General features: G+C 69.0%; 30 protein-coding genes, 1 tRNA gene and 1 other RNA gene. 23 read left to right on the top strand and 9 right to left on the bottom strand.

Annotated features, from left to right (window positions below; translation table 11 throughout):
- The gene (locus FVP77_RS08235) at positions 1-2481 is read right to left on the bottom strand and encodes an ATP-dependent DNA ligase (protein ID WP_147894035.1); all 2481 of its coding nucleotides are present in this window, start codon (positions 2479-2481) and stop codon (positions 1-3) included.
- A gap of 78 nt (positions 2482-2559) precedes the next feature.
- On the opposite strand from FVP77_RS08235, the gene ku reads away from it, so the two are divergent.
- Positions 2560-3429, top strand: coding sequence for a non-homologous end joining protein Ku (gene ku / locus FVP77_RS08230; protein ID WP_147894034.1), 870 nt, complete (start codon positions 2560-2562; stop codon positions 3427-3429).
- 14 nt (positions 3430-3443) lie between these two features.
- On the opposite strand, the gene FVP77_RS08225 is transcribed toward ku, so the two are convergent.
- Positions 3444-4223 carry a DedA family protein gene (locus FVP77_RS08225; RefSeq protein WP_187266896.1) on the bottom strand — a complete coding sequence of 260 codons (780 nt, stop codon included), beginning with the start codon at positions 4221-4223 and terminating at the stop codon, positions 3444-3446.
- A 55-nt stretch (positions 4224-4278) separates the two neighbouring features.
- Positions 4279-4360: transfer RNA gene (locus FVP77_RS08220), tRNA-Leu, on the bottom strand.
- A 181-nt stretch (positions 4361-4541) separates the two neighbouring features.
- Here FVP77_RS08220 and FVP77_RS08215 point away from each other — a divergent pair.
- On the top strand, positions 4542-5672 hold the full coding sequence (locus FVP77_RS08215; protein ID WP_246134018.1) for a zinc-binding dehydrogenase: 1131 nt from the start codon (positions 4542-4544) through the stop codon (positions 5670-5672).
- 78 nt (positions 5673-5750) lie between these two features.
- Here the strand turns inward: FVP77_RS08215 and FVP77_RS08210 are convergent, their stop codons facing one another.
- Positions 5751-5939, bottom strand: a complete 189-nt coding sequence (locus FVP77_RS08210; RefSeq protein ID WP_147894032.1) for a hypothetical protein — start codon at positions 5937-5939, stop codon at positions 5751-5753.
- A gap of 221 nt (positions 5940-6160) precedes the next feature.
- Here FVP77_RS08210 and FVP77_RS08205 point away from each other — a divergent pair, with 221 nt between their 5' ends.
- The 8 genes from FVP77_RS08205 to FVP77_RS08170 are packed head-to-tail and all read left to right on the top strand — an operon-like array spanning position 6161 to position 11657.
- Positions 6161-7327, top strand: coding sequence for a TadA family conjugal transfer-associated ATPase (locus FVP77_RS08205; protein ID WP_147894495.1), 1167 nt, complete (start codon positions 6161-6163; stop codon positions 7325-7327).
- Complete coding sequence (locus tag FVP77_RS08200; RefSeq protein WP_147894031.1) at positions 7324-8181, top strand: type II secretion system F family protein; 858 nt, start codon at positions 7324-7326, stop codon at positions 8179-8181. The genes FVP77_RS08205 and FVP77_RS08200 overlap by 4 nt, the downstream gene beginning before the upstream one ends.
- Positions 8178-9107, top strand: a complete 930-nt coding sequence (locus FVP77_RS08195) for a type II secretion system F family protein (protein WP_246134016.1) — start codon at positions 8178-8180, stop codon at positions 9105-9107. The genes FVP77_RS08200 and FVP77_RS08195 overlap by 4 nt, the downstream gene beginning before the upstream one ends.
- Positions 9108-9134: 27 nt before the next feature.
- The gene (locus FVP77_RS08190; protein ID WP_147894030.1) at positions 9135-9332 is read left to right on the top strand and encodes a hypothetical protein; all 198 of its coding nucleotides are present in this window, start codon (positions 9135-9137) and stop codon (positions 9330-9332) included.
- A 1-nt stretch (position 9333) separates the two neighbouring features.
- Positions 9334-9720, top strand: coding sequence for a TadE/TadG family type IV pilus assembly protein (locus FVP77_RS08185; protein ID WP_147894029.1), 387 nt, complete (start codon positions 9334-9336; stop codon positions 9718-9720).
- On the top strand, positions 9695-10177 hold the full coding sequence (locus tag FVP77_RS08180) for a TadE/TadG family type IV pilus assembly protein (RefSeq protein WP_147894028.1): 483 nt from the start codon (positions 9695-9697) through the stop codon (positions 10175-10177). The genes FVP77_RS08185 and FVP77_RS08180 overlap by 26 nt, the downstream gene beginning before the upstream one ends.
- On the top strand, positions 10174-10587 hold the full coding sequence (locus tag FVP77_RS08175) for a pilus assembly protein TadG-related protein (protein WP_147894027.1): 414 nt from the start codon (positions 10174-10176) through the stop codon (positions 10585-10587). Before FVP77_RS08180 ends, FVP77_RS08175 begins: the two co-directional genes overlap by 4 nt.
- Before the next feature lie 50 nt (positions 10588-10637).
- Positions 10638-11657: a CPBP family intramembrane glutamic endopeptidase gene (locus FVP77_RS08170; RefSeq protein ID WP_147894026.1), complete on the top strand. Its 1020-nt coding sequence runs from the start codon at positions 10638-10640 to the stop codon at positions 11655-11657.
- A gap of 9 nt (positions 11658-11666) precedes the next feature.
- Here the strand turns inward: FVP77_RS08170 and FVP77_RS08165 are convergent, their stop codons facing one another.
- Positions 11667-12953, bottom strand: a complete 1287-nt coding sequence (locus FVP77_RS08165; RefSeq protein WP_147894025.1) for an MFS transporter — start codon at positions 12951-12953, stop codon at positions 11667-11669.
- Between the two features lie 92 nt (positions 12954-13045).
- Between FVP77_RS08165 and prfB the strand changes: the two genes are divergently transcribed.
- The 4 genes from prfB (at position 13046) to smpB (ending at position 16785) form a co-directional block, all read left to right on the top strand.
- Entirely contained in the window at positions 13046-14158 is a 1113-nt protein-coding gene (gene prfB, locus FVP77_RS08160; RefSeq protein ID WP_147894024.1) for a peptide chain release factor 2, read from the top strand.
- A gap of 181 nt (positions 14159-14339) precedes the next feature.
- Positions 14340-15335: a cell division ATP-binding protein FtsE gene (gene ftsE, locus FVP77_RS08155; protein WP_147894023.1), complete on the top strand. Its 996-nt coding sequence runs from the start codon at positions 14340-14342 to the stop codon at positions 15333-15335.
- Positions 15332-16246: a permease-like cell division protein FtsX gene (gene ftsX / locus FVP77_RS08150; protein WP_147894022.1), complete on the top strand. Its 915-nt coding sequence runs from the start codon at positions 15332-15334 to the stop codon at positions 16244-16246. The genes ftsE and ftsX overlap by 4 nt, the downstream gene beginning before the upstream one ends.
- Positions 16247-16308: 62 nt before the next feature.
- Positions 16309-16785: an SsrA-binding protein SmpB gene (smpB, locus tag FVP77_RS08145; RefSeq protein ID WP_147894021.1), complete on the top strand. Its 477-nt coding sequence runs from the start codon at positions 16309-16311 to the stop codon at positions 16783-16785.
- Between the two features lie 3 nt (positions 16786-16788).
- Here the strand turns inward: smpB and FVP77_RS08140 are convergent, their stop codons facing one another.
- The gene (locus FVP77_RS08140; RefSeq protein WP_147894020.1) at positions 16789-17448 is read right to left on the bottom strand and encodes an SIMPL domain-containing protein; all 660 of its coding nucleotides are present in this window, start codon (positions 17446-17448) and stop codon (positions 16789-16791) included.
- A gap of 123 nt (positions 17449-17571) precedes the next feature.
- Complete coding sequence (locus tag FVP77_RS08135) at positions 17572-18393, bottom strand: siderophore-interacting protein (RefSeq protein ID WP_147894019.1); 822 nt, start codon at positions 18391-18393, stop codon at positions 17572-17574.
- 156 nt (positions 18394-18549) lie between these two features.
- Here FVP77_RS08135 and ssrA point away from each other — a divergent pair.
- Positions 18550-18919, top strand: a transfer-messenger RNA (tmRNA) gene (gene ssrA / locus FVP77_RS08130).
- A gap of 95 nt (positions 18920-19014) precedes the next feature.
- Here the strand turns inward: ssrA and FVP77_RS08125 are convergent.
- Positions 19015-19869 carry a MarR family winged helix-turn-helix transcriptional regulator gene (locus FVP77_RS08125; protein WP_147894018.1) on the bottom strand — a complete coding sequence of 285 codons (855 nt, stop codon included), beginning with the start codon at positions 19867-19869 and terminating at the stop codon, positions 19015-19017.
- 163 nt (positions 19870-20032) lie between these two features.
- On the opposite strand from FVP77_RS08125, the gene FVP77_RS08120 reads away from it, so the two are divergent.
- The 5 genes from FVP77_RS08120 to FVP77_RS08100 all read left to right on the top strand — a co-directional run bounded on the left by FVP77_RS08120 (position 20033) and on the right by FVP77_RS08100 (position 22684).
- Complete coding sequence (locus tag FVP77_RS08120) at positions 20033-20545, top strand: hypothetical protein (protein WP_147894017.1); 513 nt, start codon at positions 20033-20035, stop codon at positions 20543-20545.
- A complete protein-coding gene (locus tag FVP77_RS08115) occupies positions 20545-20916 on the top strand; it encodes a hypothetical protein (RefSeq protein ID WP_147894016.1) in 372 nt (123 codons plus the stop codon). The genes FVP77_RS08120 and FVP77_RS08115 overlap by 1 nt, the downstream gene beginning before the upstream one ends.
- A gap of 79 nt (positions 20917-20995) precedes the next feature.
- A complete protein-coding gene (locus tag FVP77_RS08110; protein WP_147894015.1) occupies positions 20996-21790 on the top strand; it encodes a CPBP family intramembrane glutamic endopeptidase in 795 nt (264 codons plus the stop codon).
- On the top strand, positions 21787-22236 hold the full coding sequence (locus FVP77_RS08105) for a DoxX family protein (protein WP_147894014.1): 450 nt from the start codon (positions 21787-21789) through the stop codon (positions 22234-22236). The genes FVP77_RS08110 and FVP77_RS08105 overlap by 4 nt, the downstream gene beginning before the upstream one ends.
- Before the next feature lie 10 nt (positions 22237-22246).
- Entirely contained in the window at positions 22247-22684 is a 438-nt protein-coding gene (locus FVP77_RS08100; RefSeq protein ID WP_147894013.1) for a VOC family protein, read from the top strand.
- Between the two features lie 11 nt (positions 22685-22695).
- On the opposite strand, the gene FVP77_RS08095 is transcribed toward FVP77_RS08100, so the two are convergent.
- A complete protein-coding gene (locus FVP77_RS08095; protein ID WP_147894012.1) occupies positions 22696-23085 on the bottom strand; it encodes a barstar family protein in 390 nt (129 codons plus the stop codon).
- Between the two features lie 96 nt (positions 23086-23181).
- On the opposite strand from FVP77_RS08095, the gene FVP77_RS08090 reads away from it, so the two are divergent.
- Genes FVP77_RS08090 through FVP77_RS08080 form a run of 3 tightly spaced genes read left to right on the top strand, consistent with a single transcriptional unit; the run spans position 23182 to position 24951 of the window.
- On the top strand, positions 23182-23838 hold the full coding sequence (locus FVP77_RS08090; RefSeq protein ID WP_147894011.1) for a SatD family protein: 657 nt from the start codon (positions 23182-23184) through the stop codon (positions 23836-23838).
- Positions 23835-24626 carry a hypothetical protein gene (locus tag FVP77_RS08085; protein WP_147894010.1) on the top strand — a complete coding sequence of 264 codons (792 nt, stop codon included), beginning with the start codon at positions 23835-23837 and terminating at the stop codon, positions 24624-24626. Before FVP77_RS08090 ends, FVP77_RS08085 begins: the two co-directional genes overlap by 4 nt.
- A 58-nt stretch (positions 24627-24684) precedes the next feature.
- Complete coding sequence (locus FVP77_RS08080) at positions 24685-24951, top strand: hypothetical protein (RefSeq protein ID WP_147894009.1); 267 nt, start codon at positions 24685-24687, stop codon at positions 24949-24951.
- Positions 24952-24978: the final 27 nt, after the last annotated feature.

The raw sequence follows: 24978 nt of genomic DNA, 5'->3' as shown, positions 1-24978 counted from the left end.
TCACGACTCGCGGACGACCTCGTCGGGGCGCTTGTCGGGTCGGAGGCCCCGCCAGCGCGCCTGGCGGAGGATGCCGCCCGGCGTGAACTCCGCGAACTCCACCTCGCCGACGAGCAGGGGTCGCACCCACAGGGCATCGGAGGCGTCGGCGGACGGCACGTCGACGAAGGGCACCGTGGTGGTGCGCAGCGGCAGCAGCACCTCTTCGAGGCGGGCGATCGTCGACTCGCTGAACCCCGAGCCGACCCGCCCCGAGTAGGCGAGGCCGGCGGGTCCGGGTATGCCGACGAGCAACGATCCGATCGAGCCCGAGCGTCCGCCCTTGCCGGGGCGGATCCCGCCGATCACGACCTCCTGCGTGCGGGTGAGCTTGACCTTGAGCCACTCCTCCGACCGCACGCCGCGGCGGTATCGCGACCGAGGGTCTTTCAGCATCACTCCTTCGAGGCCGAACAGCTCGCTCGTCTCGAGGGCGGCGTCGAGGTCGTCGAAGACGGGGGGCAGCACCACCGGGTCGTGCGCCCGGTCGGCGAGGGACTCGAGGATGCGGCGGCGCTCGGCCAGGGGCGACCCTGCGGTGTCCTCACCGCGGAACGACAGCACGTCGAACAGGTAGAGCTTCACCGGGGTGCGGGGCGCCTCCCGAGCGATCTCGCGCGGCTTCTGCAGGTTCATGCGCGCCTGCAGGAGCGGGAAGCTCGGACGGCCCTTCTCGTCGAGGGCGACGATCTCGCCGTCGACGACCGCGGGGTCGGGCCCGAGCCCCAGGTCGGCTGCGCTGAGCTCGGGGTACTTCGCGGTGATGTCGGCGCCGCTGCGGGCGCGCAGCCGCAGACGCGATCCGTCCCACAGCCCGATGGCGCGGACGCCGTCCCACTTCATCTCCACCCACGGGTGACCGTCGATCGCCCAGCGCCGTGCCGCGTCGCGCGCCAGGCCGCGCGTCGCCGCGGTCGCGATCATGGGAGCGAGTTCCGCAGCCGGGGGAGTCGCCTGCTCCGTCGGTCCGTGGTCGAGCGGCTGCTCGTCGTCTTCTGTCTCGTCGATGGGCACGACGGGTTGGCCTTCGGGCTGGGGCCGCCCCGCCGCATCCGTCTTCATCCGATGCAGAAGCCACGTCGATTTCGCCCCGGCCCCGTCGGTGCGGATGAGCGCGAGGCGCACGCGTCCGAGAGGACCACCCGCACGGCCCTCGAGGGTGAAGATGATCTCGTCGTCGCGCCACTTCTCGAGCTCGTAGCGGCCCTCGTCCCAGATCGTCATCGTGCCCGCGCCGTACTCGCCCGCCGGGATCGAGCCCGAGAACGCGGCGTACTCCATCGGGTGGTCCTCGGTCTGCACCGCGAGGTTGTTGCGGCTCGCGCTCGGGGGCACGCCCTTGGGCACCGCCCAGCTCGCGAGCACTCCGTCTCGCTCGAGCCTGAGGTCCCAGTGCAGGCGCGTGGCGTGGTGCTCCTGGATGACGAAGACGGGGAGGCCCTCGGATGCTGTCGCCCCGAGCGGGTTCGACGGCACCGGTTCGGGCGTCTTCCCGGCGGCGCGCATGGAGATGTACTCCGACAGAGGACCGGTGTCGGCATGCCGGGCACCCGCGCGGAAGCCGAGGTCGGCCATCGGGTCGCCGGCGTCCGCGACGCGGGAGAGGACCTCGTCGAACAGCAGGTGGCGCAGTGCGGGGTCGTCGAGCTCGTCCCACGTGCGAGGTGCGGCGACCGTCGGATGCGAGCCCCCACGCAAGGAGTAGGGGGCGATCGTGGTCTTCGCGCCGTTGTTCTGGCTCCAGTCGATGAAGACCTTGCCGGGGCGCGCGGCCTTGGACATCTGGCTGATGACGAGGTCGGGGTGGTCGGCCTCGATCGCTCGCGCGAGCTCTTTCGCCAGCGCCGTGATCGCGTCGCTGGACTGGTCGCCCGGGAGCGGTGCGTAGAGGTGGATCCCCTTGCTGCCGCTCGTCACCGGAAGAGCTTCGAGGCCCATGCCGCCGAGGATCGCCCTCGCCCACCGTGCGACCTCGGCGCACTCGGCGAGTCCGGTGCCGGGTCCGGGGTCGAGGTCGAGCACGAGACGGTCGGCCGGCCCCCTGTCGCCGTCGGGAGCGAACCTCCACTGCGGCACGTGCAGCTCGAGGCTGGCGACCTGGGCGAGGTAGACCAGGGTGGCGCGCTCCGTGACGAGCGGATAGTCCTTCGCGCCGGTGGAGTGGTCGATCGCGCGCCGAACGATCCATGACGGTGCTCCGGCCTCGAGGTCCTTCGCGAAGAACGACATCCCCGGGTGGTCGTCGGTGCCGACGCCGTCCGGCCACCGCTTCCGCGTGACGGGACGGCCGATGGCATGGGGGATCAGGACCGGCGCGACGCGACTGTAGTAGTCGATCACCTCGCCCTTGGTGGTGCCCGTCTCGGGATAGAGCACCTTGTCGAGGTTCGTGATGCGCAGGCGGCGGCCGTCGATCCGCACCGTCTGCTCGCCGCCCGCCATGGCACAACGCTAGTGCGGTGCGCACCGACGAGTGCAAGGGGATAGCCGTGACGGGTGTGACTGCTGTTCACTGGGATCATGAGGGCGATTTGGAAAGGCGCGTTGACGTTCGGGCTCGTGAACGTGCCGGTGAAGGTCTACTCGGCCACCGAGGATCACGACGTCTCGCTGCACCAGGTGCACAACAAGGACGGCGGGCGCATCCGCTACCAGCGCATCTGCGAGATCGACGGCGAGGTCGTGCCGTTCGCCGACATCGACAAGGCGTACGACGACGGCGAGCAGACGGTGGTGCTCACGAAGGACGACTTCGATGCGCTGCCGTCGGAGAAGAGCCGCGAGATCGACGTGGTGGAGTTCGTGCCGAGCGAGCAGGTCGACCCGCTCATCCTCGACAAGGCTTACTACCTCGAGCCCGACTCCACCTCACCCAAGGCCTACGTACTCCTGCGCAAGACCCTGGAGCAGACCGAGCGCACCGCGATCGTGCGCTTCTCCCTCCGTCAGAAGACGCGCCTCGCCGCGCTTCGCGTGCGCGGCGACGTGCTGGTGCTGCAGACGCTGCTGTGGGCCGATGAGGTGCGCGAAGCGTCGTTCTCCTCCCTCGACGAATCGGTGCGGATCTCGGCGAAAGAGCTCGAGATGTCGGCATCGCTGGTCGAGAGCTTCGCGAAGGACTTCGACCCGGAGGAGTTCACCGACGACTACCAGGCCGAGCTCCGCACGCTGATCGACGCGAAGCTCGAGCAGGGCGACGCGCTCGACACCGCGGCGACGTTCGGCGAGCAGGAAGAAGCGTCCGACGGGGGAGAGGTCATCGACCTCATGGAGGCCCTGCGCGCGAGCGTCGAGCGCAGCCGGGCCGCGCGCGGGTCGAGCGAGGAGAAGAAGGCGCCGGCCAAGAAACCCGCCGCGAAGAAGCCCGCCGCGAAGAAGAAGGCTTCCTAGACCCGGATGCTGCGTCAGACCTTCGGCGCGTCGCCGTCGGTGGGGGTGTGGCGTCCGTGCTCGATGACGTCCTCGTCGAGGGCGAGAGCCTGCGCCTCGGCGTGGTCGGTCACCGCGTCGCCCGCGCGCTCGGCCTTCTTGGCCTGAGCGCGCTCGCGGAGGAAGTTGAAGGCGATGAAGAGGGCGGTGCCGGCGACCGCGATGAGCAGGAACACGTCGATGTACTCGGCGACGAACTCGCCCACGCCGGGGATCAGGCTGATGAGGAAGCCGAAGATCGTCAGGCCGAAACCCCAGATCACGGCACCGATGAAGTTGTAGAGGGTGTACTTCCACTTGTTCATGTGGCCGACGCCGGCGGCGATCGGTGCGAACGTGCGGACGATCGGCACGAAGCGAGCGAGGATGACGGTGGCCGCGCCGAACCGCTCGAAGAACTCGTTCGTGCGCTCGACGTTCTTGCGGCTGAAGATGCCGGAATCCTTGCGCTCGAAGATCGCCGGCCCCGCCTTGTGGCCTATGAGGTACCCGACCTCGCCGCCGACGAACGCCGACAAGCCGATCAGGAGGCCGACGATCCAGACGTTCACTCCGAACACGCCGTGCGGAGGGTGCGTGGTGGGGTTCGACAGAAGGCCGGCGAGGACGAGCAGAGTGTCGCCGGGAAGTAGGAACCCGATCAGCAGGCCGGTCTCGGCGAAGATGATCAGGCACACCACGAGCAGGGCCCAGGGCCCCGCGGCGTCGATGATCGCCGCCGGATCGAGCCAGGGGATGAGCGCGGAATGCTGGATCACGGATGCCTCGGAGGTGTAGGGCCGATAGGTGGGGCGGCCGCTGGGGCCGTTGTGCGGAAGGGGGGACTTGAACCCCCACGCCCGAAGGCACAGGAACCTAAATCCTGCGTGTCTACCGATTTCACCACTCCCGCGGGTGCGATCAGTCTAAATGAGGCGTGGGCGCGCATATGGCGGGTGAATTCACGGCCAACGACGCCACCGAGACCGTCCGGGATCGACGCCGGGAGATCCCATCCTCAGGCAGGCCCGGCCAATCTTCAGGCGGCCTGAGACACTGGTGGTCAGACAGTTCTCGACGAGGAGATGTGGACCATGGTCGATGCCCAACGGACGATGCGTGCGGCGGTGCTGCGCGGTGACGCGGCAGCGCTGGAAGTGATGGACATACCCGTTCCCGTCGCACGTGCGGGCGAGGCTCTCGTGAAGATCATCGCGTGCGGGGTCTGCCACACCGATCTGCACGTCATGAAGGGCGAGGTCGCATTTCCCCGTCCGGCGGTGCTCGGCCATGAGATCACCGGAACGATCGTGTCGCTCGGCGAAGGAACGACCGACGCGCGCGGGCTGTCGGAAGGCGACACCGTCGTGGGCGCGTTCATCATGCCGTGCACCGAGTGCCGGTACTGCCTGCAGGGCCGAGACGACATGTGCGAGAACTTCTTCGCCCAGAACCGCCTGCGCGGAACGCTCTACGACGGCGAGAGCAGATTGAGGCTCGGCGATGGATCGTTCCTGGCGATGTACTCGATGGGCGGCTTGGCCGAGTACTCGGTCGTGCCGCTGTCCGCTCTCGCCCGCCTGCCCGAGAACCTCGATCCGGTGACCTCGTCGGTGCTCGGGTGCGCGGCGTTCACCGCCTACGGTGCCGTCCGCCGGGCGGGTGCGCTGGGCGAGGGGCAGTCCGCGGCCGTGGTGGCCGTCGGCGGCATCGGCAGCGGAGTGATCCAGGTCGCCGTGGCCGCGGGGGCATACCCCGTCATCGCCATCGACGTCGCGGACGACAAGCTCGACGCCGCACTCGCGCTGGGAGCGACGCACGCCGTCAACTCACGCGAGAACGATGTCGTGGCCGCCGTGCGGGAGATCACCGACGGGCGCGGGGTCGACGTGGCGTTCGAGGCCCTCGGTCGCCCCGAGACCTTCCGCCAGGCCGTCTCGCTGCTGGCCGACGGCGGACGGATGGTCGCGATCGGGATCGCCGCGGGCAGCGCCACCGCCGACGTCGAGATCACACCGCTGGTGCGCCGCGGCTACACGATCACGGGTTCGTTCGGTGCCCGCACCCGTGAGGACCTCCCCGCCGTCGTCGAGCTGGCGGCGGGCGGCGGATTCGACGCCGACCGTCTCGTGACGCGGCGCTACGCGCTCGCCGATGTCGACGAGGCGTTCCAGGCCCTCGCTCGCGGCGAGATCACCGGGCGCGCGGTCATCGTCATGGAATGACATCCCGGCGGTCGGAAGTGAAGCCGCCTGCTCTCCCGGACCCTGCTGCATCGTCGGGGATGGCCCGGCGGTAACCCGTCAACGGCCGTCGTCATCTCGCCGAAGCCTTCGCACCTCCCAGATCTCGCCCGCAGCAGACAGCGCTGCGGAGAGTACGAGGAACCCGATGATGGCCCATTGGAAGGGCGTGTAGCTGACGGTCAGCGCACTGACTCCGGCGAGTGCGGCGGGTGCTGCGAACAAGGTGGTGAAGACCAGGGCTCCCACGAAGTGAACTCTTCGCTGTCTGTTCGCGGGTGGCCGGCTCATGCGTCGAGGCTAGCGTCAGCTGTGACCGCGCTAACGATGCCAGCATGACGCGAAGGTTGCTCGTCCTGGGTGCTCGCGTCGGGATGTCCTACCGGTTGTGCAGGCCCTTTCACCCGATCTGACGAGATGTATGCGTGCTGTGGACAACCTCGACCGCCGTGGGCCGCATTGTTGCCAGGATGCTGGGCGTGAGCCTGGCCATCGCTTCCGACACCGCGACCGCCGCGGTCGTGGAGCGTGTGCGCGAGCGGTTGCGCGCCGACGAGAGCGATCCGACACGCGATCCGGGGTACGCGGAGCGGGTGATCCGCTCCGAGGTGCGACGGCACAACGACTTCGCGCTCGCGAGGGGGTTCGCCCCTCTCGACGACGAGGGGGCCTGCGTACGGGAGGTGCTCGCCCAGCTCACGGGATACGGGCCGCTGCAGGCGTACCTCGACGATCCGACCGTCGAGGAGGTGTGGCTCAACGCCCCCGACCGGGTCTTCGTCGCGCGGGGAGGCGTGGCAGAGCGGGTGCCGGTCTGCCTCACCGACGGCGCGGTGAGGGATCTGGTCGAGCGGATGCTGCACTCGAGCGGTCGCCGCGTGGATCTCAGCCAGCCGTTCGTCGACGCGTCGCTTCCCGACGGGTCGCGGCTCCACGTCGTAATCCCCGACATCACGCGGCAGCACTGGGCCGTCAACATCCGGAAATTCCTCCCGGCCTTCCGTGACGTCGGGCGTCTCGTGGAGACGGGATCGCTTGCACCGGAGGCCGCCGACCTGCTCGTCGATGCGATGCGGCAGGGGCGCAGCATCCTCGTGTCGGGGCCGACCCACGCGGGAAAGACGACGCTCCTCGCAGCGCTCGTCGCTGCTTCCGCCCGCTCGCAGCGCATCGTGACGGTGGAGGAGACGTTCGAACTCGCCATCGATGCACCCGACCTCGTCGCGTTGCAGGGGCGCCAGCCGAGTCTCGAGGGCGGGGGAGAAGTGACGCTTCGGCGCCTGGTGAAGGAGGCGCTGCGCATGCGCCCCGATCGCGTCGTCGTCGGCGAGGTGCGCGACGCCGAAGCCCTCGATCTGCTGCTCGCTCTCAATACGGGTGTGCCGGGGGCGGCCACGATCCACGCGAACTCCGCGGCAGAGGCGCTGGCTAAGCTCGCCGCCCTGCCGCTCCTGGCCGGGCGGAACATCGACGCGCAGTTCGTGCTGTCGGCCGTGGCCCGGTCGGTGCATCTCGTCGCGCACTGCGGGCGCGATGCGCGCGGCCGCAGACGGGTGCTCGAGATCGTCACACCGACCGGGCGACTGGTCGGGGATGCCGCCGAGGTGCGGTCGCTTTATCGGGCGGGGAGATCGTGACACTCGTCCTGGGGGCGCTGCTCGCCGGGGGGATGCTGCTCGCGGCGGCACCCTGGCTCTGGCCGGGCGGACAGGCGCCGGGAGATCCAGAGCCGGACGGCGCACTTCTGCGGCTTCTCGAGTCGGCGGGGTTCGCGTCGGTGCGACCGCGTGTCGTCGTCGTGCTGGGCACGGTCTTCGCATTGCTCGCGGCGGCCATCGTGTGGCTGGTGACGGCCGTGCCCGTCCTGAGCGTCATCGCGGGCGTTGCCGCCGCCGTCGCGCCGCTGGTGTGGCTGCGCGCTCGGCGCACCCGACTGCTGCGCACCCGGCGTGCGCTCTGGCCCGACGTGTGCGATCTGCTGATCGCGTCGGTGCGGGCGGGCATGTCGTTGCCCGACGCCGTGGCCAGCCTGGCGTTCTCCGCCCCGCCCCCGCTTCGGCCCGCGTTCGCCGCATTCGGCAGCGACATGGCAGCATCCGGTCACTTCGACTCGAGTGCCACCCGGCTGAAGACGGCGTTGTCCGACCCCGTCGCCGACCGCATCATCGAAACCCTGCGGATGGCACGTCAGGTCGGGGGCACCGAGCTGACCGTGGTGCTGCGTGCGCTCGCCGGCTCGGTGCGCGCCGACGCCGCCCTCCGCGGCGAGGTCGAGGCGAAGCAGTCCTGGATCCGCGGCGCTGCCGTGCTCGGCGTCGTCGCGCCCTGGGTGATCCTCGTGCTGTTGGCGCTGCGCCCCGAGGGGTCTCGCGCCTATGCCAGCGGCGAAGGGGTCGGGCTCATCCTGGCCGGTGCGGTGGTGTCGGTGGTGGCGTTCCGGGTGATGCTGCGCATCGGTCGGCTTCCGGAACCTCGGCGGTGGTTCGGGTGAGCCCTGGGCTGCTCACCGAGACGGCGCTCGCTGTCCTCCTCGGCTGCGCGTTCGGAGTGGGAGTGTGTCTCCTGGTCTCACTCGCCCCGCGCGTCAGCGCGCCGAGCCTGTCACGCCGTGTCACTCCTTACATCCGCGACGTCGTCGACCCGCGCGGGCTCGGCCCCGCCCAGCCCCCGACCGCCGGACTGCGCGGCACGTGGGATGAGGCGCTCGCTCGGCTCGGTCGCCTGGCCGGTGGGGCGGACGCCGTGCAGCACCGCCTCGACCAGGCCGGCTGGGTGACGGATGCTGCGGGGTTCCGCGCGCGCCAGGTGGTCTGGGCGCTCGTCGGGCTCGGAGCGGGCGGGCTCAGCGTGGTGCTCTTGGCCCTGGCCGGGACGCTCACGCCACCGGCGGGTCTCGTACCCGTCGTGACGACCGTGGCCGCCGCGGTGGCATGCGATGCCCGGCTCACGGGGGCAGCGCGTGCTCGCGTGCGGCGGATGGAGGAGGAGCTCCCCACGGTGCTCGACTTCCTGGCGCTCTGCCTCGCCGCGGGCGAGGGCATCCTCGACTCGCTCCGGCGGGTGGGAGAGATCGGCTCCGGCGAGCTGACCGCGGAGTTCCGCCGCACAGTGCTCGACGTCGGGACGGGGTCGCCGCTGCCCGAAGCGCTCACCGCGCTGAGTCGCCGCATCCGCATCCCTGCCGTCTCGCGATCGATCGACCACGTCGTGGCCGCGCTCGATCGCGGCGCCCCGCTCGCCGCCGTGCTGCAGGCTCAGGCCTCCGATGCGCGCGAAGACGCCAAGCGCACGCTGATCGAACAGGCGGGGCGAAAGGAGATCCTCATGCTCGTGCCGCTGGTCTTCCTGATCCTCCCGCTGAGCGTGCTGTTCGCGGTGTTCCCGGGAATCTTCATGCTGCGGCTCGGAATCGGCTGACCACAGACGCTCGGAAGGAGAGACGACATGGATGCACCGAAGGTGCTCGCACGCAGACTGCGCACCGCCTGGGGAGACGCGCTCGACGACGAGGCCGGTGACGTGCCCGGGTGGGTGCTGATCACGCTCATGACCGCGGGGCTCGTGGTGGTGATCTGGGCGCTCGCCGGGCCTGCGCTGGCCCAACTGTTCGAGCAGGCGATCTCGCGCGTCTCCGGACTCTGAGGTGCGGAGGCTCAGGCGGGCCCTCGACGACGAGGAGGGTTCGAGCCCCGTCGAGTTCGTGCTGGTCGGCGGCCTGTTGACGCTTTTGACGGTCGCCGTGCTGCAGTTGGCCCTCGCCGTCTACGTGCGCAATGTGGTGCACGACGCCGCGGTCGAGGGGGCCTTCCACGCGGCGCTCGCTGACACGTCACTCGCCGACGGCGCCGCCCGCACCCGCGATCTCATCGGTCGCGCGGTGGCGACCTCGTACGCCGAAGACGTGACAGCGGTCGAGCACGGCGAGACGGTTCGCGTCACGGTGCGTACGACCCTGCCGCTCCTCGGGCTGTGGGGAAGTTCGCGAGCACTGGAGGTGACCGCTGATGCGCCGAGCGAGTCACTGGGGTGAGCGCCTTCGACGCGCACTCGCCGCCGATGACGAGGGATCAGCGGCGATCGAGTTCGTCTTCGTCGGACTTCTGCTGCTGGTCCCGACCGTCTACCTGGTGGTCGCGCTCGGCATGGTGCAACATCAGTCGCTCGGAGCCGAAGCGGGAGCCCGGCACATCGCCCGCGCGATATCGACGGCAGTCGATGCCGCCGACGCTGACGCGCGCGCCCAGACGGTGCTCGCGACAGTCGTCGACGAGTACGGGCTCGATGCAGACGCGGTGGATATCGAGATCGACTGTCCGGGCGCAGCATCCAGCTGTCCGTCTGCAGGTACGACGGTGGTGGTGACGGTGCGCACAGCCGTAGCGCTGCCGCTGGCTCCGCCGGTGTTCGGTCTCGACCGGCTGGCGCGCCTCCCCGTGGAGGCGGTCGCGGTGCAGAAGGTCTCCCGGTTCTGGGGAGCGACGTCATGACGCGTCGACTCGACGACGACGGAAGCGTGCTGCTGCTCACGCTGGGCTACGCGCTGCTCGCCCTGGCGCTCGTGCTCATCTGCGCCAACGCCACATCGCTCTACCTCGCGCAGAAGCGCCTCGACAGCGCGGCGGATGCTGCGGCGCTCGCCGGTGCCGACGGATTCACCCTCACGGTCACCGACGGCCGCGCAACCGCCGTGCTGACCGACGACGACGTCCGCGCGCAGGCGGAGGAGGTCGTCGACGCGATGGGGGAGGCCATGACAGTGGTCGAGGCCACGACTCCCGACGGCGTCTCGGCCCGAGTGACCGTGACAGGGGTGTGGCACCCTCCGGTCGTGTCGCTCTTCGTACCCGACGGCGTGCCTCTGGGAGCGACCGCGACCAGTCGCACCGCGCTGCTGTAGCTCGGCAACGGCCGCGCGAGAGGGCGTGACGCGCTCGTTACGATCGAGGCATGGCCGAAGATCCCCACGACGTTGTCGCTGCGCCCGCCGTACCTCCCGCGCAGGCGTGGCCGAGCGGGGCGCCCGGCGCGTACATTCCGGCGAGAGCCCCGATGCCCGACCCGCGCAGCCCGCTGCCGGGTCTGCCCTTCGGATCGAGCTACCGCACACCCCGCACCCGGTGGTGGAAGGGCCTGCTCAGCATCCTCATCGTGATCGTCGGCATCCTGCTGTTCACCACGATCGGTGGCCTCGTCGCGGCGATCGTCGATCTCGTGATCGGCGCGCAGGATGCCCATGACCTTGCGTCGGGACTGATCGTCATGACCCCGGTCGTGTTGCTCGCGACGAACCTCAGCATCGTCGCGGCCGCGGCGCTGTCGATCATCGCCCACCGTTTCGTCAGCGGGGTCCGAATGGGATTCTTCCACTCGCTGCGCCCGGGGTTCCGGTGGCGGTGGTTGTGGATCTCCACGGCCATCGCCGCGCCCTTCTACCTGGCTTTCGCCGGCCTCAACCTGCTCGACCCCGCCTACCGCATCGAGATGTCGTCGTCGGCACTCGCCTTCCTCGCCGTGATCGTGCTCACCACACCCTTGCAGGCGGCAGCCGAGGAGTACATGTTCCGTGGCGTGGTGCAGCGGGCGGCCGGCTCGTGGCTGCGCTCGCCGCGCTGGGCGCTCATCATGGGAACGGTCGTGAGCGCGTCGATCTTCTCGGCCGTGCACTTCGCTGCCGACCCGTGGCTGATCGCCTATTACTTCCTGTTCGGCGTCGGACTGTCGATCCTCGCCCAGCTCACGGGCGGCCTCGAGAGCGGCATCGCGATCCACACCGCCAACAACATCTTCCTGCTCGCCGTCTCTGCGTTCACCGGCTCGATGGATGCGGGCTTCGACCGGTCCGCGGGAGTGGGAAGCCCCGTCCTGCTTCTCCCGATCGTCATGCTCGCCATCGTCATCGCGATCCTCGCCGCGGTCGCGCGCCGGAAGCGTCTGGCGCTGGTGACCCCCGAGCCGCCGCTCGGCTGACCGGCTCGCTTACTTCGCGCGCGGCACGAACCGCGGCACCCAGCGGATGAACCCGAGCGCACCGAAGAGTCCGATGACGCCCATCGCCCCCGCCGCGAACGACAGCGACAGCACGGCGGCGATCCCGGAGATCAGGAGCGGCGCGATCGCTCCGCCGGCATCGGTCAGGGTTCGCCACGACCCCAGGAAGGGCGCCGGGTCGGTGGGAGGCGCGACGTCCGCGCCGAGCGTGAGGAGGATGCCGCTCGAGAGTCCGTTGCCGACTCCCAGCACGGCGGCGAACATCGCGAACCACATGCTCGCATTCGTCAGGTCGTGAGTGATCGAGAGCGCGAAGAATCCCGCACCCATGAGCACCATGGCGGGCAGGGCCGCCCATAGCCGTCCGAATCTGTCCATGACCTGACCGCTGGCGTAGAACAGCGCGAAGTCGATCGCTCCGGAGATGCCGACGACGAGCGCGATGGTCTGCGCGTCGAGTCCGATCGAGACGCCCCACAGCGGTAGCACCACCTGGCGCGCCGAACGCAGAGCCGACAGCGACGCGGCCGCGAGCCCCAGACGCGCGAGCACATCGCGGTGCCGCCACATGGTGCGGAACACGCCCACCCGCTGCTGTCCGGAGGCGGACGCCGGGAGCGGAATCGAGCCGGTCACGGGCTCGCCGGTGTCTTCGCGCGGCTCCGGCGCCGCAGCATCCGACCCGTTCCTCGTCAGCGCCAGTTCGGGATCGGGCCCCAGCAGCACGAGCAGCACGGTCGCCACGAGGCAGACGCCGAAGAACCAGATCGCCGCGCTCTCGTCGCCGAAGACGGTGAGGAGCACGGCCGCGATGAACGGCCCCACGAACATGCCGAGGCGGAACGTGCCGCCGAGCAGCGACAGCGCCCGTGCGCGGAACGACAGGGGCACGCGTGTCGTCATGAACGAGTGGCGCGCGAGTCCGAAGGCGGCCGCGCACAGCCCGATCACGAAGACGGCCGCCGCGAAGAGCAGCAGTGTCGGCGCGAGCGCGAGGCAGATCGTCGCGACGAGGGCCACGGCTCCGGCGACGCCCATCGTGATGCGCTCCCCGAACCGGGCTACCGCCCAGCCGGCGGGGATGTTGCCGCAGAGCTGGCCGACGACGAGCGCGGAGGCGACGAGCGCGGCGACGGCGATATCGGCGCCCAGACGCGACGCGATGATCGGGATGAGCGGGATGACCGCCCCCTCGCCGATAGCGAACAACAGCGTCGGGCCGTAGATCATCGGGGCGAAGCGGACGAGGATGCGGCGGGGGGAGTCGTCTGCCATGTCGCTTCCAACATACGCCCGGGTCTCCCAGCGTCGGTCGATGCCGCCCGGCGCCGGATACCGGCGGACGGAGGACGGTAGGCTGGGGAGCCATGCTCGAACTCGATCTTGCCGCCGACATCCAGGCGCTGCGCTCCACCTTCGGCGACATCCGCGCCGTGGTGGACGTCGACGCGCTCACCGCCGACATCGCACGCCTCAGCGAGGAGGCCGGCGCCCCCGACCTCTGGGACGACGTCGACAAGGCGCAGAAGGTGACGAGCGCGCTGAGCCACCGTCAGTCCGAGCTCAAGCGCATCTCCGACGTGGAGGCGCGCCTCGACGATCTCGAGGTGCTCGTCGAGCTCGCCCTCGAGGCCGAAGACGAGGAGTCGGCGGCCGAGGCTCGCAAAGAGCTCGCCGACCTGACGAAGGTGATCAACTCGCTCGAGGTGCAGACGCTCCTCGACGGCGAGTACGACCCGCGCTCCGCGGTCGTCACGATCCGTTCCGGCGCCGGCGGCGACGACGCGACCGATTTCGCCGAGATGCTGCTGCGCATGTACCTGCGCTGGGCCGAGCGCCACAAGTACCCCGTGAAGGTCATGGACACCTCCTACGCCGAGGGCGCGGGCATCAAGTCGGCCACCTTCGAGGTGGACGTGCCGTACGCCTTCGGAACCCTGAGCGTCGAGGCCGGTACGCACCGCCTCGCCCGTATCAGCCCCTTCGGCTCCGCCGACAAGCGGCAGACGAGCTTCGCCGCGGTCGAGGTCATCCCGGTGATGGAGGAGGCACAGGAAGTCGAGGTGCCCGAGGGCGACATCCGCGTCGACGTCTTCCGCTCGTCGGGTCCCGGTGGCCAGTCGGTCAACACGACCGACTCCGCGGTGCGCATCACCCACCTCCCGACCGGCCTCGTCGTGTCGATGCAGAACGAGAAGTCGCAGATCCAGAACCGTGCGGCCGCCATGCGCGTGTTGCAGACGCGCCTCATGCTCCTGCAGCGCGAAGAAGAGGCTGCGAAGAAGAAGGAGCTCGCCGGTACGATCACCGCGAGCTGGGGCGACCAGATGCGCTCGTACTTCCTCTACGGGCAGCAGCTCGTCAAAGACCTGCGCACCGGCTACGAGGTCGGCAACCCCGCATCCGTCTTCGATGGCGACCTCGACGGCCTGATCGCCGCGGGAATCCGCTGGCGCAAGCGCAAGACCGACGACGACTGACCCGCGAGTTCGGCGCGCCGCGCCGCTCGCGACCGCGAGACTCCAACGCGCGCGTGAGAATTCGAGCGCCGCGTGCAGTGTCGTGCGTGCGATGAAGTCTCGCGGTTCCGGTGAACGGATGCTGCGCGGCGGGCGCGTCACGACAGGATGCGGTGGGGGAGCCGCTTAGGCTTCTTGCGCCATGATCCGGTTCGAGAATGTCAGCAAACGGTATCGCGGCACCTCCAAGCCCGCCCTCAACGAGGTCGACTTCGAGGTGCAGCGCGGAGAGTTCGTCTTCCTCGTCGGTCAGTCGGGTTCGGGGAAGTCCTCGTGCCTGCGTCTGATCCTGCGCGAAGAGACGCCGAGCAAGGGACGCGTCGTCGTCCTCGGCAGAGACCTCCGCACGCTCTCCAACCGCAAGGTGCCCTACTTCCGCCGCCACGTCGGGGCCGTCTTCCAGGACTTCCGGCTGCTCCCGACGAAGACCGTCTTCCAGAACGTCGCCTTCACTTTGCAGGTGACGGGCGCCTCCCGCGGCTTCATCTCGCAGGCCGTACCCGAGGCCCTCGCCCTGGTCGGTCTCGCCGGCAAGGAGAAGCGCCTTCCACACGAGCTCTCGGGCGGCGAGCAGCAGCGCGTCGCCATCGCGCGTGCACTCGTCAACCGCCCGCAGGTGCTGCTCGCCGACGAGCCCACCGGAAACCTCGACCCGGCGACCTCGATCGACATCATGCAGTTGCTCGCACGCATCAACGCCGGCGGCACCACGGTCGTCATGGCCACGCACGAGGCCGGCTTCGTCGATCAGATGCAGCGCCGCGTGATCGAGCTGCAGAACGGCGAGATGGTGCGCGACGAGCGTCACGGCGGCTACGGCGACACGTCGGGTCTTCCCCGGCTCGCCCCCGAGGTCGAGAAGGGCGCGGCAGCGGTCGCGGCCCTCACCGCCGTGCTCGAGGTGCAGCGCGAGGTGGCCCAGATCGATCCCGCTGCCGGCGCCGCGTTGGAGGAGGCGGCAGAGCGCCTCACTCCAGCAGCGGAAGAGGCGATGGCCCCCGTGATCGCCGAGCAGACGCCCGAACCGGCCTACACCCAACGGGCCGAAGGTGCCGCCGAGATCGACGAACTCGGACTCGCCGACCGCCTCGGTCTCAGCGGCAATCGTCGCGACGATGAAGTGGGGCCCACCTCGTGAGGATCGGACTCATCCTCGGCGAGGCCTTCACCGGTCTTCGCCGCAACGCCTCGATGGTCATCTCCGTTGTGCTGGTGACCTTCGTCTCGTTGACATTCGTCGGCGCCGCCATGCTCATGCAGATGCAGATCGGCAAGATGCAGGACTTCTGGTCCGATCGCGCCCAGGTCGCCGTCTACATGTGCTCGTCGGTGTCGGAGACCGATACCTGCGCCGACGGTCTCGCGACCCAGGAGCAGATCGACGCCGTCACCGCGGCCCTCGACGGCGGCACCCTCGCCCCGTACATCCGCGACTACACGTTCGAGACGAATCAGCAGGCGTACGACCGCACCATCGCCGTCGTCGGCGAGCAGTACTCCTCGATCCTCACCCCCGACCAGGTCAGTGCGACGTTCTCGATCAACCTCGTCGACCAGGGGCAGTCCGACGTCATCGCCGAGGCCTTCGGCGGCTACGCGGGCGTCGAGGAGGTGCAGGACCAGATGCAGTACCTCGAGCCGTTGTTCTCAGCCCTCACGATCGCGAGCTACATCGCGATCGGCATCGCGGCGCTCATGCTCATCGCCGCCGTCCTCCTCATCGCGACGACCATCCGCCTGTCGGCCTTCGCCCGGAGGCGGGAGATCGGCATCATGCGACTCGTCGGAGCATCCAACCGGTTCATCCAGACCCCGTTCGTGCTCGAAGGCGTGCTCGCGGCGCTCATCGGTTCGGCGCTTGCGAGCGTCACGATGTGGGGCATCGTCACCTTCGGAGTCGAGGACTACCTGCGCGATCGGGTGACCTTCATCACCGCGTGGGTCGGTCCGGGAGACCTGGCGATCGTCATCCCCGTGATCGTAGTGGTGGGTGTCGTGCTGGCCGCGCTGTCGGCCGGCTTCGCCATCAGGCGCTGGCTGCGCACCTGAGGTCGGCGGCGGCCTTGTAGACTGATGGGCTTGCATGAGCCCGACAGCCGGAGGAGGTTGCCATGCCCCGCGAACAAGGCGAGAAGGTCGTCGCGACCAACCGTCGCGCGCGTCACGAGTACGCCATCGAGAAGACGTACGAGGCGGGCCTCGTGCTCACCGGCACCGAGGTGAAATCGCTCCGCCAGGGGCGGGCGAACCTCAGCGACGGCTACGCCTACATCAACGGGGGCGAGGCGTTCCTCGACGCCGTGAACATCCCCGAGTACTCGCAGGGCCACTGGACGAACCACTCCGCCAAGCGCGTGCGCAAGCTCCTCCTGCACAAGGAGGAGATCGTCAAGCTCTCGCACGCGATCTCCGCGGGCGGGTACACGCTCGTACCGCTGAAGCTCTACTTCCTCGACGGGCGCGCGAAGGTCGAGATCGCCGTCGCCAAGGGTAAGCGCGAGTTCGAGAAGCGCCAGACGATCCGCGAGCGCGAAGACAAGCGCGAGGCCGAGCGCGCGATGCGCACGCGCAACCGCACCGGCGAGTAGTCGCTACGACGCGCGGAACCGGGCCTCCACTGCCGCGCCGACCACGATGTCGGCCGGTTGGAGAGCGAGAGCCGGGCCCGCAGCATCCGACGCTGCCATCCGCATCATGCGCGGAGCCGACGCGGCAGCCTCCGCGTTTCCGGCGAGAAGCCCGACGTCGGCGATCTCGATCGGGTCGACCGTGCCCAGGCCGATGGCTTCGGCATAGGCCTCGGCGCGGGTGACCGCCACGCGCACAGCGTCGGAGGCGACGTCGCGCTCGACGATGGCGCGGGTAGTAGGCGTGAGCTGCCAGGAGATCGACGCGACCTGCACCTCGTCTGCGTCGGCGGTCTCGCCCAACCACCACGACAGCGCGGTGAAGTCGGAGAACGACGCAGAGATGTCGACCGACGCGTGGTGCACCGGCGGAAGCTGGCGTCCCTCGTTGTTCCACGGGCGCTCCGACCAGACCGAAACACGACCGCTCGACCACTCGGCGACTTCGCCGGAGCGCTGGTGGGCGTCGAGTCCGTCGCGTATCGGCGCCGCTGCAGCGTTCACACGCTCGACGACGGGTCCGCGTTCGGGCCCGTCCGCTCTCACGGACAGCTGCACGACGGCCCGCTCGGGAGCGACCCGGCGCTCCTGCTCGCCTCGGACGGTGATGACGACCTCGCTCATGCGCCGAGCCTAAGGGCTCCGTCTGTGCGGGTGCGCGAAACGGCGGTCGGAGAATCGTGCCTGCGTCGGAGCATCCGTTCCGAATCTTCCGACGAAGGCGCGATCCTCCGACGTGGCTGGGTGTCAGGCGGGGAAGATCTGGCCGACGGGCAGGCGCTTCTCGGCCTGGAACGCGTCTTCGGTGCGTCCGGCGGCCCAGTACGCGGAGAGCGAGAGGTCGGAGCGGTCGACGCCGCGCTCGATGAGGATCGGACGCAGGGCCTTCATCGCGCCCCGCTCGCCGTGGGCGAAGACCTGCACGCGTCCGGCGGGCCATTCGAGGGCGGCAACGGCGTCGACGAGCTGTGCACCCGGGGCGTCGTGGTCTTCGTCGATCCAGGTCACCCTCGCGGGGGAGTCGGGCAGATCTGCGCGGTGCTCGGCGGAGCGGGATTCCAGCAGAACGGTGACGTGCGCGTCATCGCGCAGCGACTCGAGCGCGGCGGAGATGGCGGGAATCGCCGACTCGTCGCCGATGAGCAGGATGCTGTCGGCCTCCGGATCGGGCGAGAAGCCTCCGCCCGGGGCGGACATCGTGAGCTCGTCGCCCGGCTGTGCGTTCGCGGCCCAGGGGCCAGCGACTCCCGTGTCGCCGTGCACGACGAAGTCGATCTCCATCACGCCACGGTCGAGGTCGACACGGCGGATCGTGTAGGTGCGGACCGTGGGCAGCTCGTCGAACGCGACCTCGTCGCGCAGTGTCGCGAGGTCGTACGGCGGCCGCAGAGTGCTCCCGGCCGGCGGGAAGAAGAGCTTCGCGTACTTGTCGGTGTCGGGGCGGTCGGGGAAGTCAGTCAGTTCCGTACCTCCGAGAACCACCCGCACGAGTCCGGGCGTGAGCCGGATCGTCTCGATCACCTGGAGGGTGGTCTGGGCGGCGGCGGGTCGACGAGTAGGTGAGGGCACCCTTACATCGTAGGCGACGGGTCTATGGGTGAGCGTGGGCCGCCGGCCCGGGAATGCGTCGGGGCTCGAACCGTTATAGTCTGTAGGGCTCGGGTGCTTCGGTGGCCGAGTTGGCAACTCCACAGTGTGACAGCGGTCCCTCCGACGGAGGACCACGGGGATGATCGGTTTCGACATTGCTTGTGATTCTGCGTGAAGCGGGCCGAGGATGCAGGGTTATCTCGTTAACGCTCCTTGCAAACCAATAAGTGCCGAAACCAAGCGCACTGACTTCGCCCTCGCTGCATAAGCGAGCCCGATAGTCCGTCGGACCGTAGGTGTTCCCGCTACGGATCCCGGCGTCATTTAGGGGACTAGCTGCGTGACGGCGCCTCGACGTCACGCGGGACTTTTCCGGGGCTGGGCTCGTCGACTTGGGTGTCTGTGACAAAGGTCGGAGCCGAGTAGAACGTCTGCACAGACTGCGCCCGGAGAAACCGCACTTTCCCAGTGATGGACGGGGGTTCGATTCCCCCCATCTCCACTGCACCGCTGTCACGCGAAAGGGCCCCTGGGTCGCGGAACTCCGCGACACGGGGGCCCTTTTTTCATGCAGTGAAGCGTCTGCCGATCGCGAACCACTCAACCGCCCGCGTTCGTCGCTAGGCCGAGCGGTTCGGCTTCCACGACGAGCTCTCGCCAGTGTGCGACTTCGCCGAACAGGTTCGCCAGGCTCTCTCGCTGACCTTCAATTCCGGCCATCACCGCCTGCACGGCCCGGACCCCATCGGCGGTGGCCTCCAGAACAACGGCGCGGCGGTCCTCGGGCACGGTGCCTCGGCGTCGCGAGACGAATCCCTTCGCGCAGAGCTGGTCGATGATGTAGGCCACGCCCGCCCGGGATACCCCGAGGGCGGGAGACAGGTCGTTCGGGCGTGCACCACCCTGCGACACGATCTGCACGAGGGCCGCTCGCTGGCGAGCGGCCAGCTGCCCCTGGGTCGCCGCGCCGGGCATCGTGTTCACCAGCGCCGCACCCGCCTCGCAGACCCGTCGGAGCAGATCGACAGGGTCGGCCGGAGCACCTTTGAGCGGTGGGCGGGACGACGGTTGCAGCCCATGAGCGATCTGGCTCGCGATCTCCGAACTCGCTCGGAAGAAGTCGTCGAGAGAGGCGCGCAATACTGCCGCTTGCCGCTCGCCGCGGTCGGTCAGGACGACTTCTACGGCGCGCTTGTCGGCCGCGGATGGTCGTGTCGTGACCAACTCTTCCGAGCGTAGGCGGGCGACCATGCGAGAGATCGCTCGACGGTCCAGTCCACTGGTGTCGGCCAGCAGCCGGGTCGTCACGAAGCGGCCCGTCAGAATCTCGGCAATCGCGAGAATGTCCTCGATCTCGGCCCACCTCGTGCCGAATGCGTCGTCGAAGACATGCGTCAACCGGTCGCTGAACTGCCCCAGCAGATCCATCGCCCGGTTCAGCGCGCTCGCGTCCATCCTCGTTCCCCCTCCCTCTCATTGAAGCAGGCGAACTTCCGCGACCCGCGCGAAGTCAACCCCGAAAAGTTTGCTCAGGATTGTCCTACTTTCCGTTAGCCTCGTGCCAAGGCCCGGTGTCCGGCCATTCGTGTCGGCGGTCGATCGGATTGGAGCGGCGCGAATGTCGAGAGAAGAACATGCCCGTGAGGGCGCTCAGTCAGTCATCCCCGACGATGAGGTGCTCGACGTCGCGGTCGTCATGCCGCGAGGCTCGACCTTCGCCGGCGTGCTGGGTGCGGCAGCCGGAGTCGCCGGTGGTGGGAGCAACACCACGGCGTGGGGCGTCGCGGGCGGCATGATCGGCGAGAGAGTAAACGCGGCCTCGAAGGGCAGTTACCCCTCCCTCGTCTTGGCTCTGTCGCCGAAGCGCCTGTACGTCCTCGGTCGCACGAGCACCGGACTGGTCGGCGGATGGAAGCACCTGCACCCGGTCGCCCACATCGAGCGCGAACACCTCGAGGTCACCAAGCACCGGCGTGGCACCGTTCTGGTCATCGGTCTGACCGACACGACGACAGGGACGACACTCGAGGTCGAAGCGCAGAACATCGGGGGCCTCGGCCTGAAGGATCTTCTGGGCGAGGTCGAGGCCGACGGATCGGCGGCCGTCGACGCGGATGGAGGGAAGTCGTGATGGCCGGTCAGCGTCCCGGAGGCGTCGTCCTCATCGCGGTGCTCGCGTGGATCGGCGCGGCGGCGCAGATCATTTCCGGGATCCTCGTCCTGACGCGCGTTCTGAGCCCGAACGGCGTCGGCACGGAAGCGGCGTGGATCGCGATCGTCGTCGGACTGATTTCCTTCGTCGTCGCCTTCTTCCTCTTCAGCGGAAGCAACGTCGCGCGCATCCTCGTCACCATCTCGTTCGCCCTGTCGTTGCTCACGGCGATCTTCGCCCTGGCGGCGAATCCGGCCAACCTCGTCGGGCCGATCATTTCGGGTCTGGTCGCTCTCGTCGGCATCGCTCTGCTCTACACAAAGCGGGCGAACGAGTTCTTCCGCCACTGATCATCGTCGACCGTCGCGCGGGTGAGCACGCTCGTGCGACGGCCGACTCATCTGCCACCGCACTCTCGGGGAGAATCGCATGACCCTCCACACGTCAGGTCAGTACCGAGTCCACCCCCGCGTGTGGATCGGGTTGGTCATCTACCTCGCCTACATCGCCGTCGTCTTCGGCGTCCAGCAGGCCACGGGGATTCCCTACACCGATCTCGGTGACAGCGGCAGCAACCTGTTCCTCGGCGCCGGGCTGTCGCTCATCGTCGGCGCGGTCCTCCTCGCCATCACCACGACGCTGCTCGGGTGGTGGCGCCCGGCGCTTCGAGACCGCCATCGTGCGGCTCACAGGTGGCCGATCATCGCGCCGGTCATCATGGCGGTGGCCCTCGTCGCGAATCTTGCGTCGACGGACTGGGGCTCGTACGACGCCGCGTTCTTCGCAGCATCCGTCGTTCTGCTGCTCGTCGGTTTCACGGAGGAGCTCACCACGCGGGGTCTGCTGCTCGTGGGTCTGCGCAGCCGACTCTCCGAGGCGTGGGTGTGGTTCCTCACGTCGGCCCTCTTCGGACTCATGCACCTCGTCAACGCGTTCAGCGGTCAGGATTCCGTCTCGACACTGCGGCAGGTCGTCTTCGCCTTCGGAGCCGGCACGATCTTCTACATCCTCCGGCGCGTGACGGGCAGCCTCCTCTCGGCCATGGTGCTGCACGGCCTATGGGACTTCTCGACGTTCGGCGTCGGGCACGGCACCCCGGGGCCGCTGGCGGCCCTCAGCGGTGTGCTCGAGGTCGCAGCGATCGTCATCGCGCTCGTCGCTGTGGCCTTCGTGATCCGCGGGGCGGACGAACGGATCCTCCGTGCGCCTACGCTCGGCACATGAGTCCTCTTCGCACCATCGCCCGCTGGCTGCTGGGGGCCGGGCTCGTCTTCGCGGGCGTAGGCCACCTGACCTTCGCGCGCCAGTCGTTCGTCGCGCAGGTGCCGGCGTGGCTTCCGTTGCCCGTCGACCTCGTGGTGGTGGCATCCGGTGTGGTGGAGATCGTGCTGGGGCTCTCCCTGGTGCTGCTGCCGCGCTGGCGGGTTCCGATCGGGTGGGTCGTCGCCGCGTTCTTCGTCGCGGTGTTCCCGGGCAACATCGAGCAGTTCGTTCGCGGCACCGACGCATTCGGGCTCGACACCGATCTCGCACGCGGCATCCGGCTCCTGTTCCAACCGCTGCTCGTCATCTGGGCGCTCTGGTCGACCGGGGCGTGGAAGGCGTGGCGAGACCGCAGGCGTGTCGACGCGCAGCATCCGCCCATTCACCCGGCCGGTGAGACTCGGTAGCATCCGCTGCATGGGCATCGCACTGGAGAACGTGGGGATCGCCGTGCGCGATCTCGACGCGACGATCGCTTTCTTCACCGACCTCGGCCTCACCGTCATCGGCCGCGACACGGTGACCGGTGAATGGGCGGACACGGCGGTCGGGCTCGACGGCAACCACGCGCGCATCGCGATGCTGCAGACACCCGACGGCTTCGGCCGCCTCGAACTCTTCGAGTACATCCATCCCGAAGCGATCGAGACCGAGCCCACCCTTCCCAACGAGATCGGAATGCACCGGGTCGCGTTCTCGGTCGACGACATCGACGAGTCGCTCGCGATCGCCGCGCAGCACGGCTACCACCCGCTCCGAGGCGTCGCCAACTATCAGAACGTCTACAAGCTCACGTATCTGCGTGGCCCGAGCGGCATCATCGTGATGTTCGCCGAAGACCTCACCAAGGACTGACGTCGACGCCCTCAGGCGAGCACGAGCTCGATGCGGGGGTGCTGGGCGAAGATCTCGAGGATGATGTCGAAGTAGGTCTGTCCGGATCCAGCCTCCAACTGTGCGAGGAGGCCGCTGAAGTGGCTCTGCGAGAACATCTCGGGACGCCGGAGCTTCTCGCGGTAGTGCGCGGCCGTGGTCTCGCGACCGAGCGCCTCGCGGCTGAGGGCGTGATCCGACCAGACCACCCGGATCTCGTCGTCGCCGTGGAGAGCGCCGATCCCGCCGTAGAGCAGATCGTTCAGTGCGTCGAGGCTGGGGCCGAGCGTCCACTTCTCGTCTGCCATGAAGAGGCGGTTGAGCTCGTCGTAGAACGAGGGGATGCTGCGCACCACCTCTCCGCGGATCGTGAACGTGGCCATGACTCCATCTTCCTGGGTCGGCATCGGCGTCTTGACCGTGCGCGGGACATTAGTTCATCTCTTATATTTACCTAGAATCAGCTATAGGCTTATGTCATGCAGTTCGCCGTCATCGCCGACATCGTCGGCTCGAGGAGGTTGGCCGACCGCGGTCGCGCTCAGCTGACCATCGAGGGTGCGGTGCGCGAGGTGGAGGAGTTCGCCCCAGCCGTGCGCGCCCTGGTCCCCACGGTGGGGGATGAGTTCCAGGGCGTGTACGCGGATCTCGCGACGGCCCTGCTCGCGCTCACGCTGCTGCAGCTGCGCCTTCCGACCGATGCGGAGCTGAGGTTCGGCATCGGCGCCGGGGAAGTGCGCGCGGTCACCTCGGGCGCCGATCACGCGATCGAGGACGGCCCGGGATGGTGGGCCGCGCGGCGCGCGATCGAGACGGTCCACCGATGGGAAGAATCGAGGGTCCCGCGCGCACGCGCGTGGATATCGAGCGGCGATGCGGAGTCCGCGGAGACGACCGCGTTCCTATCGTCGGTCAATGCCTACCTCGTCACGAAAGACCACATCGTCGGAGGAATGGGGGAAAGGGCGCGCCGCCTGACCTACGGCACCTGGCTCGGTCGCTCGCAGGAGTCCCTCGCGGCGGACGAGGGGATCACCCAGTCGGCCGTCTCGCAGGCTCTCGCCCGCGCAGGCTCGGCCGCGCTGTCGCTCGGACTCCAGGAGCTGACCGCGAACCTCCCGGAGGCTCTGCGATGATCGCCGCGGGCCTTCTTCTCCTCAGCGTCGGTGTGGCCGATCTCGCGCGGCAGTTTCTCGGTCGCGGCTCGCGGTCCGCGCGCATCGGGGCCAGCGTCGTCGTGGTGCTCCTCGTCGCGGGGCTCGGTACAGCCGTCGTCACGTGGCCCCTGGCGATCACGCTTGTAGTGATCGCACTGGCCTGGTTGGCACTCATGCCGAGCACGAAGGATGCGGCGATCGCGAGTTTCTGGCCCGTGGTCGGTCTCTCGATCGCGGTCGTTGCGTTCGTCGTCTGGGCGCCCGCCAGTGCCGAGGGGTGGATGGCGGGGGAGGCGGCCGGGTCGGCCACGGTCGGCAAGACCGTGCTCGCCGTGGGTGTCGCATGCTTCCTGCTCGAATCGGCCAACATCGTCGTGCGGGTCGCCCTTCAGAGCGAGCGCTCCGATACGTCGGTCGTCGCCGTGACGGCTCCGGTCCCTCGGCGCGGGCTCATCGCACGGCTCCGTCGCCCGGCGCCGCCCGAGCCGGCGGTGATGACGAAGCAGCTGCGAGGGGGCCGTCTCATCGGACCCCTCGAGCGCCTGTTCGTCGTCGGCCTGATCTTCACGAGCGCCGTCGCTCTGCTGGCCGCCTTCATCGCCGCCAAGGGCATCGTGCGCTTCCCCGAGATCCAGAAGGACAACGCCGGCGGCACGCAGGCCGAGTACTTCCTCGTCGGCAGCATGGCGAGCTGGGCCATCGCGCTTGCGTCGGCGGGCCTCTTGTGGGCCGTGGGCGCCACCCCCGAGGGTCTTCGTATCAGCTGAGAGCTGATATTCGCCGATTATCAGTCTGAGGCTGATAGCGAATCAGAAAGGTCGTGCCATGTCCGATCCGCGTCGTGACCGTCTCAGCGTCGGCGGGTTGTCCATCGCGCCCAGCACCGCCCCGGAGAGGTGGGAGGTGCGAGCGCAGTCCGATGGTGCGGCCGTCGAAGCCCATTGGGGGGAGTGGGTGCGGCTGGCCCGTCGCATTCTCGACACCGACGCGCTCTCGCGCGACCTGGAAGCTCGCGGAGACGCATGGGATCAGGGCCACGCGGCGGGCGCGGATCGGGAGGCGGCGGCCGACGCCGTGAACCCCTACCGCTGAGCGGCCTGCCCTCCGACGCGAGGGTGA

It is taken from the genome of Microbacterium hatanonis, assembly GCF_008017415.1.
Taxonomy (GTDB): Bacteria; Actinomycetota; Actinomycetes; order Actinomycetales; family Microbacteriaceae; genus Microbacterium; species Microbacterium hatanonis.
The sequence above is the reverse complement of the archived record's forward strand: the minus strand, read 5'-3'. Positions and strand labels throughout refer to the sequence as shown.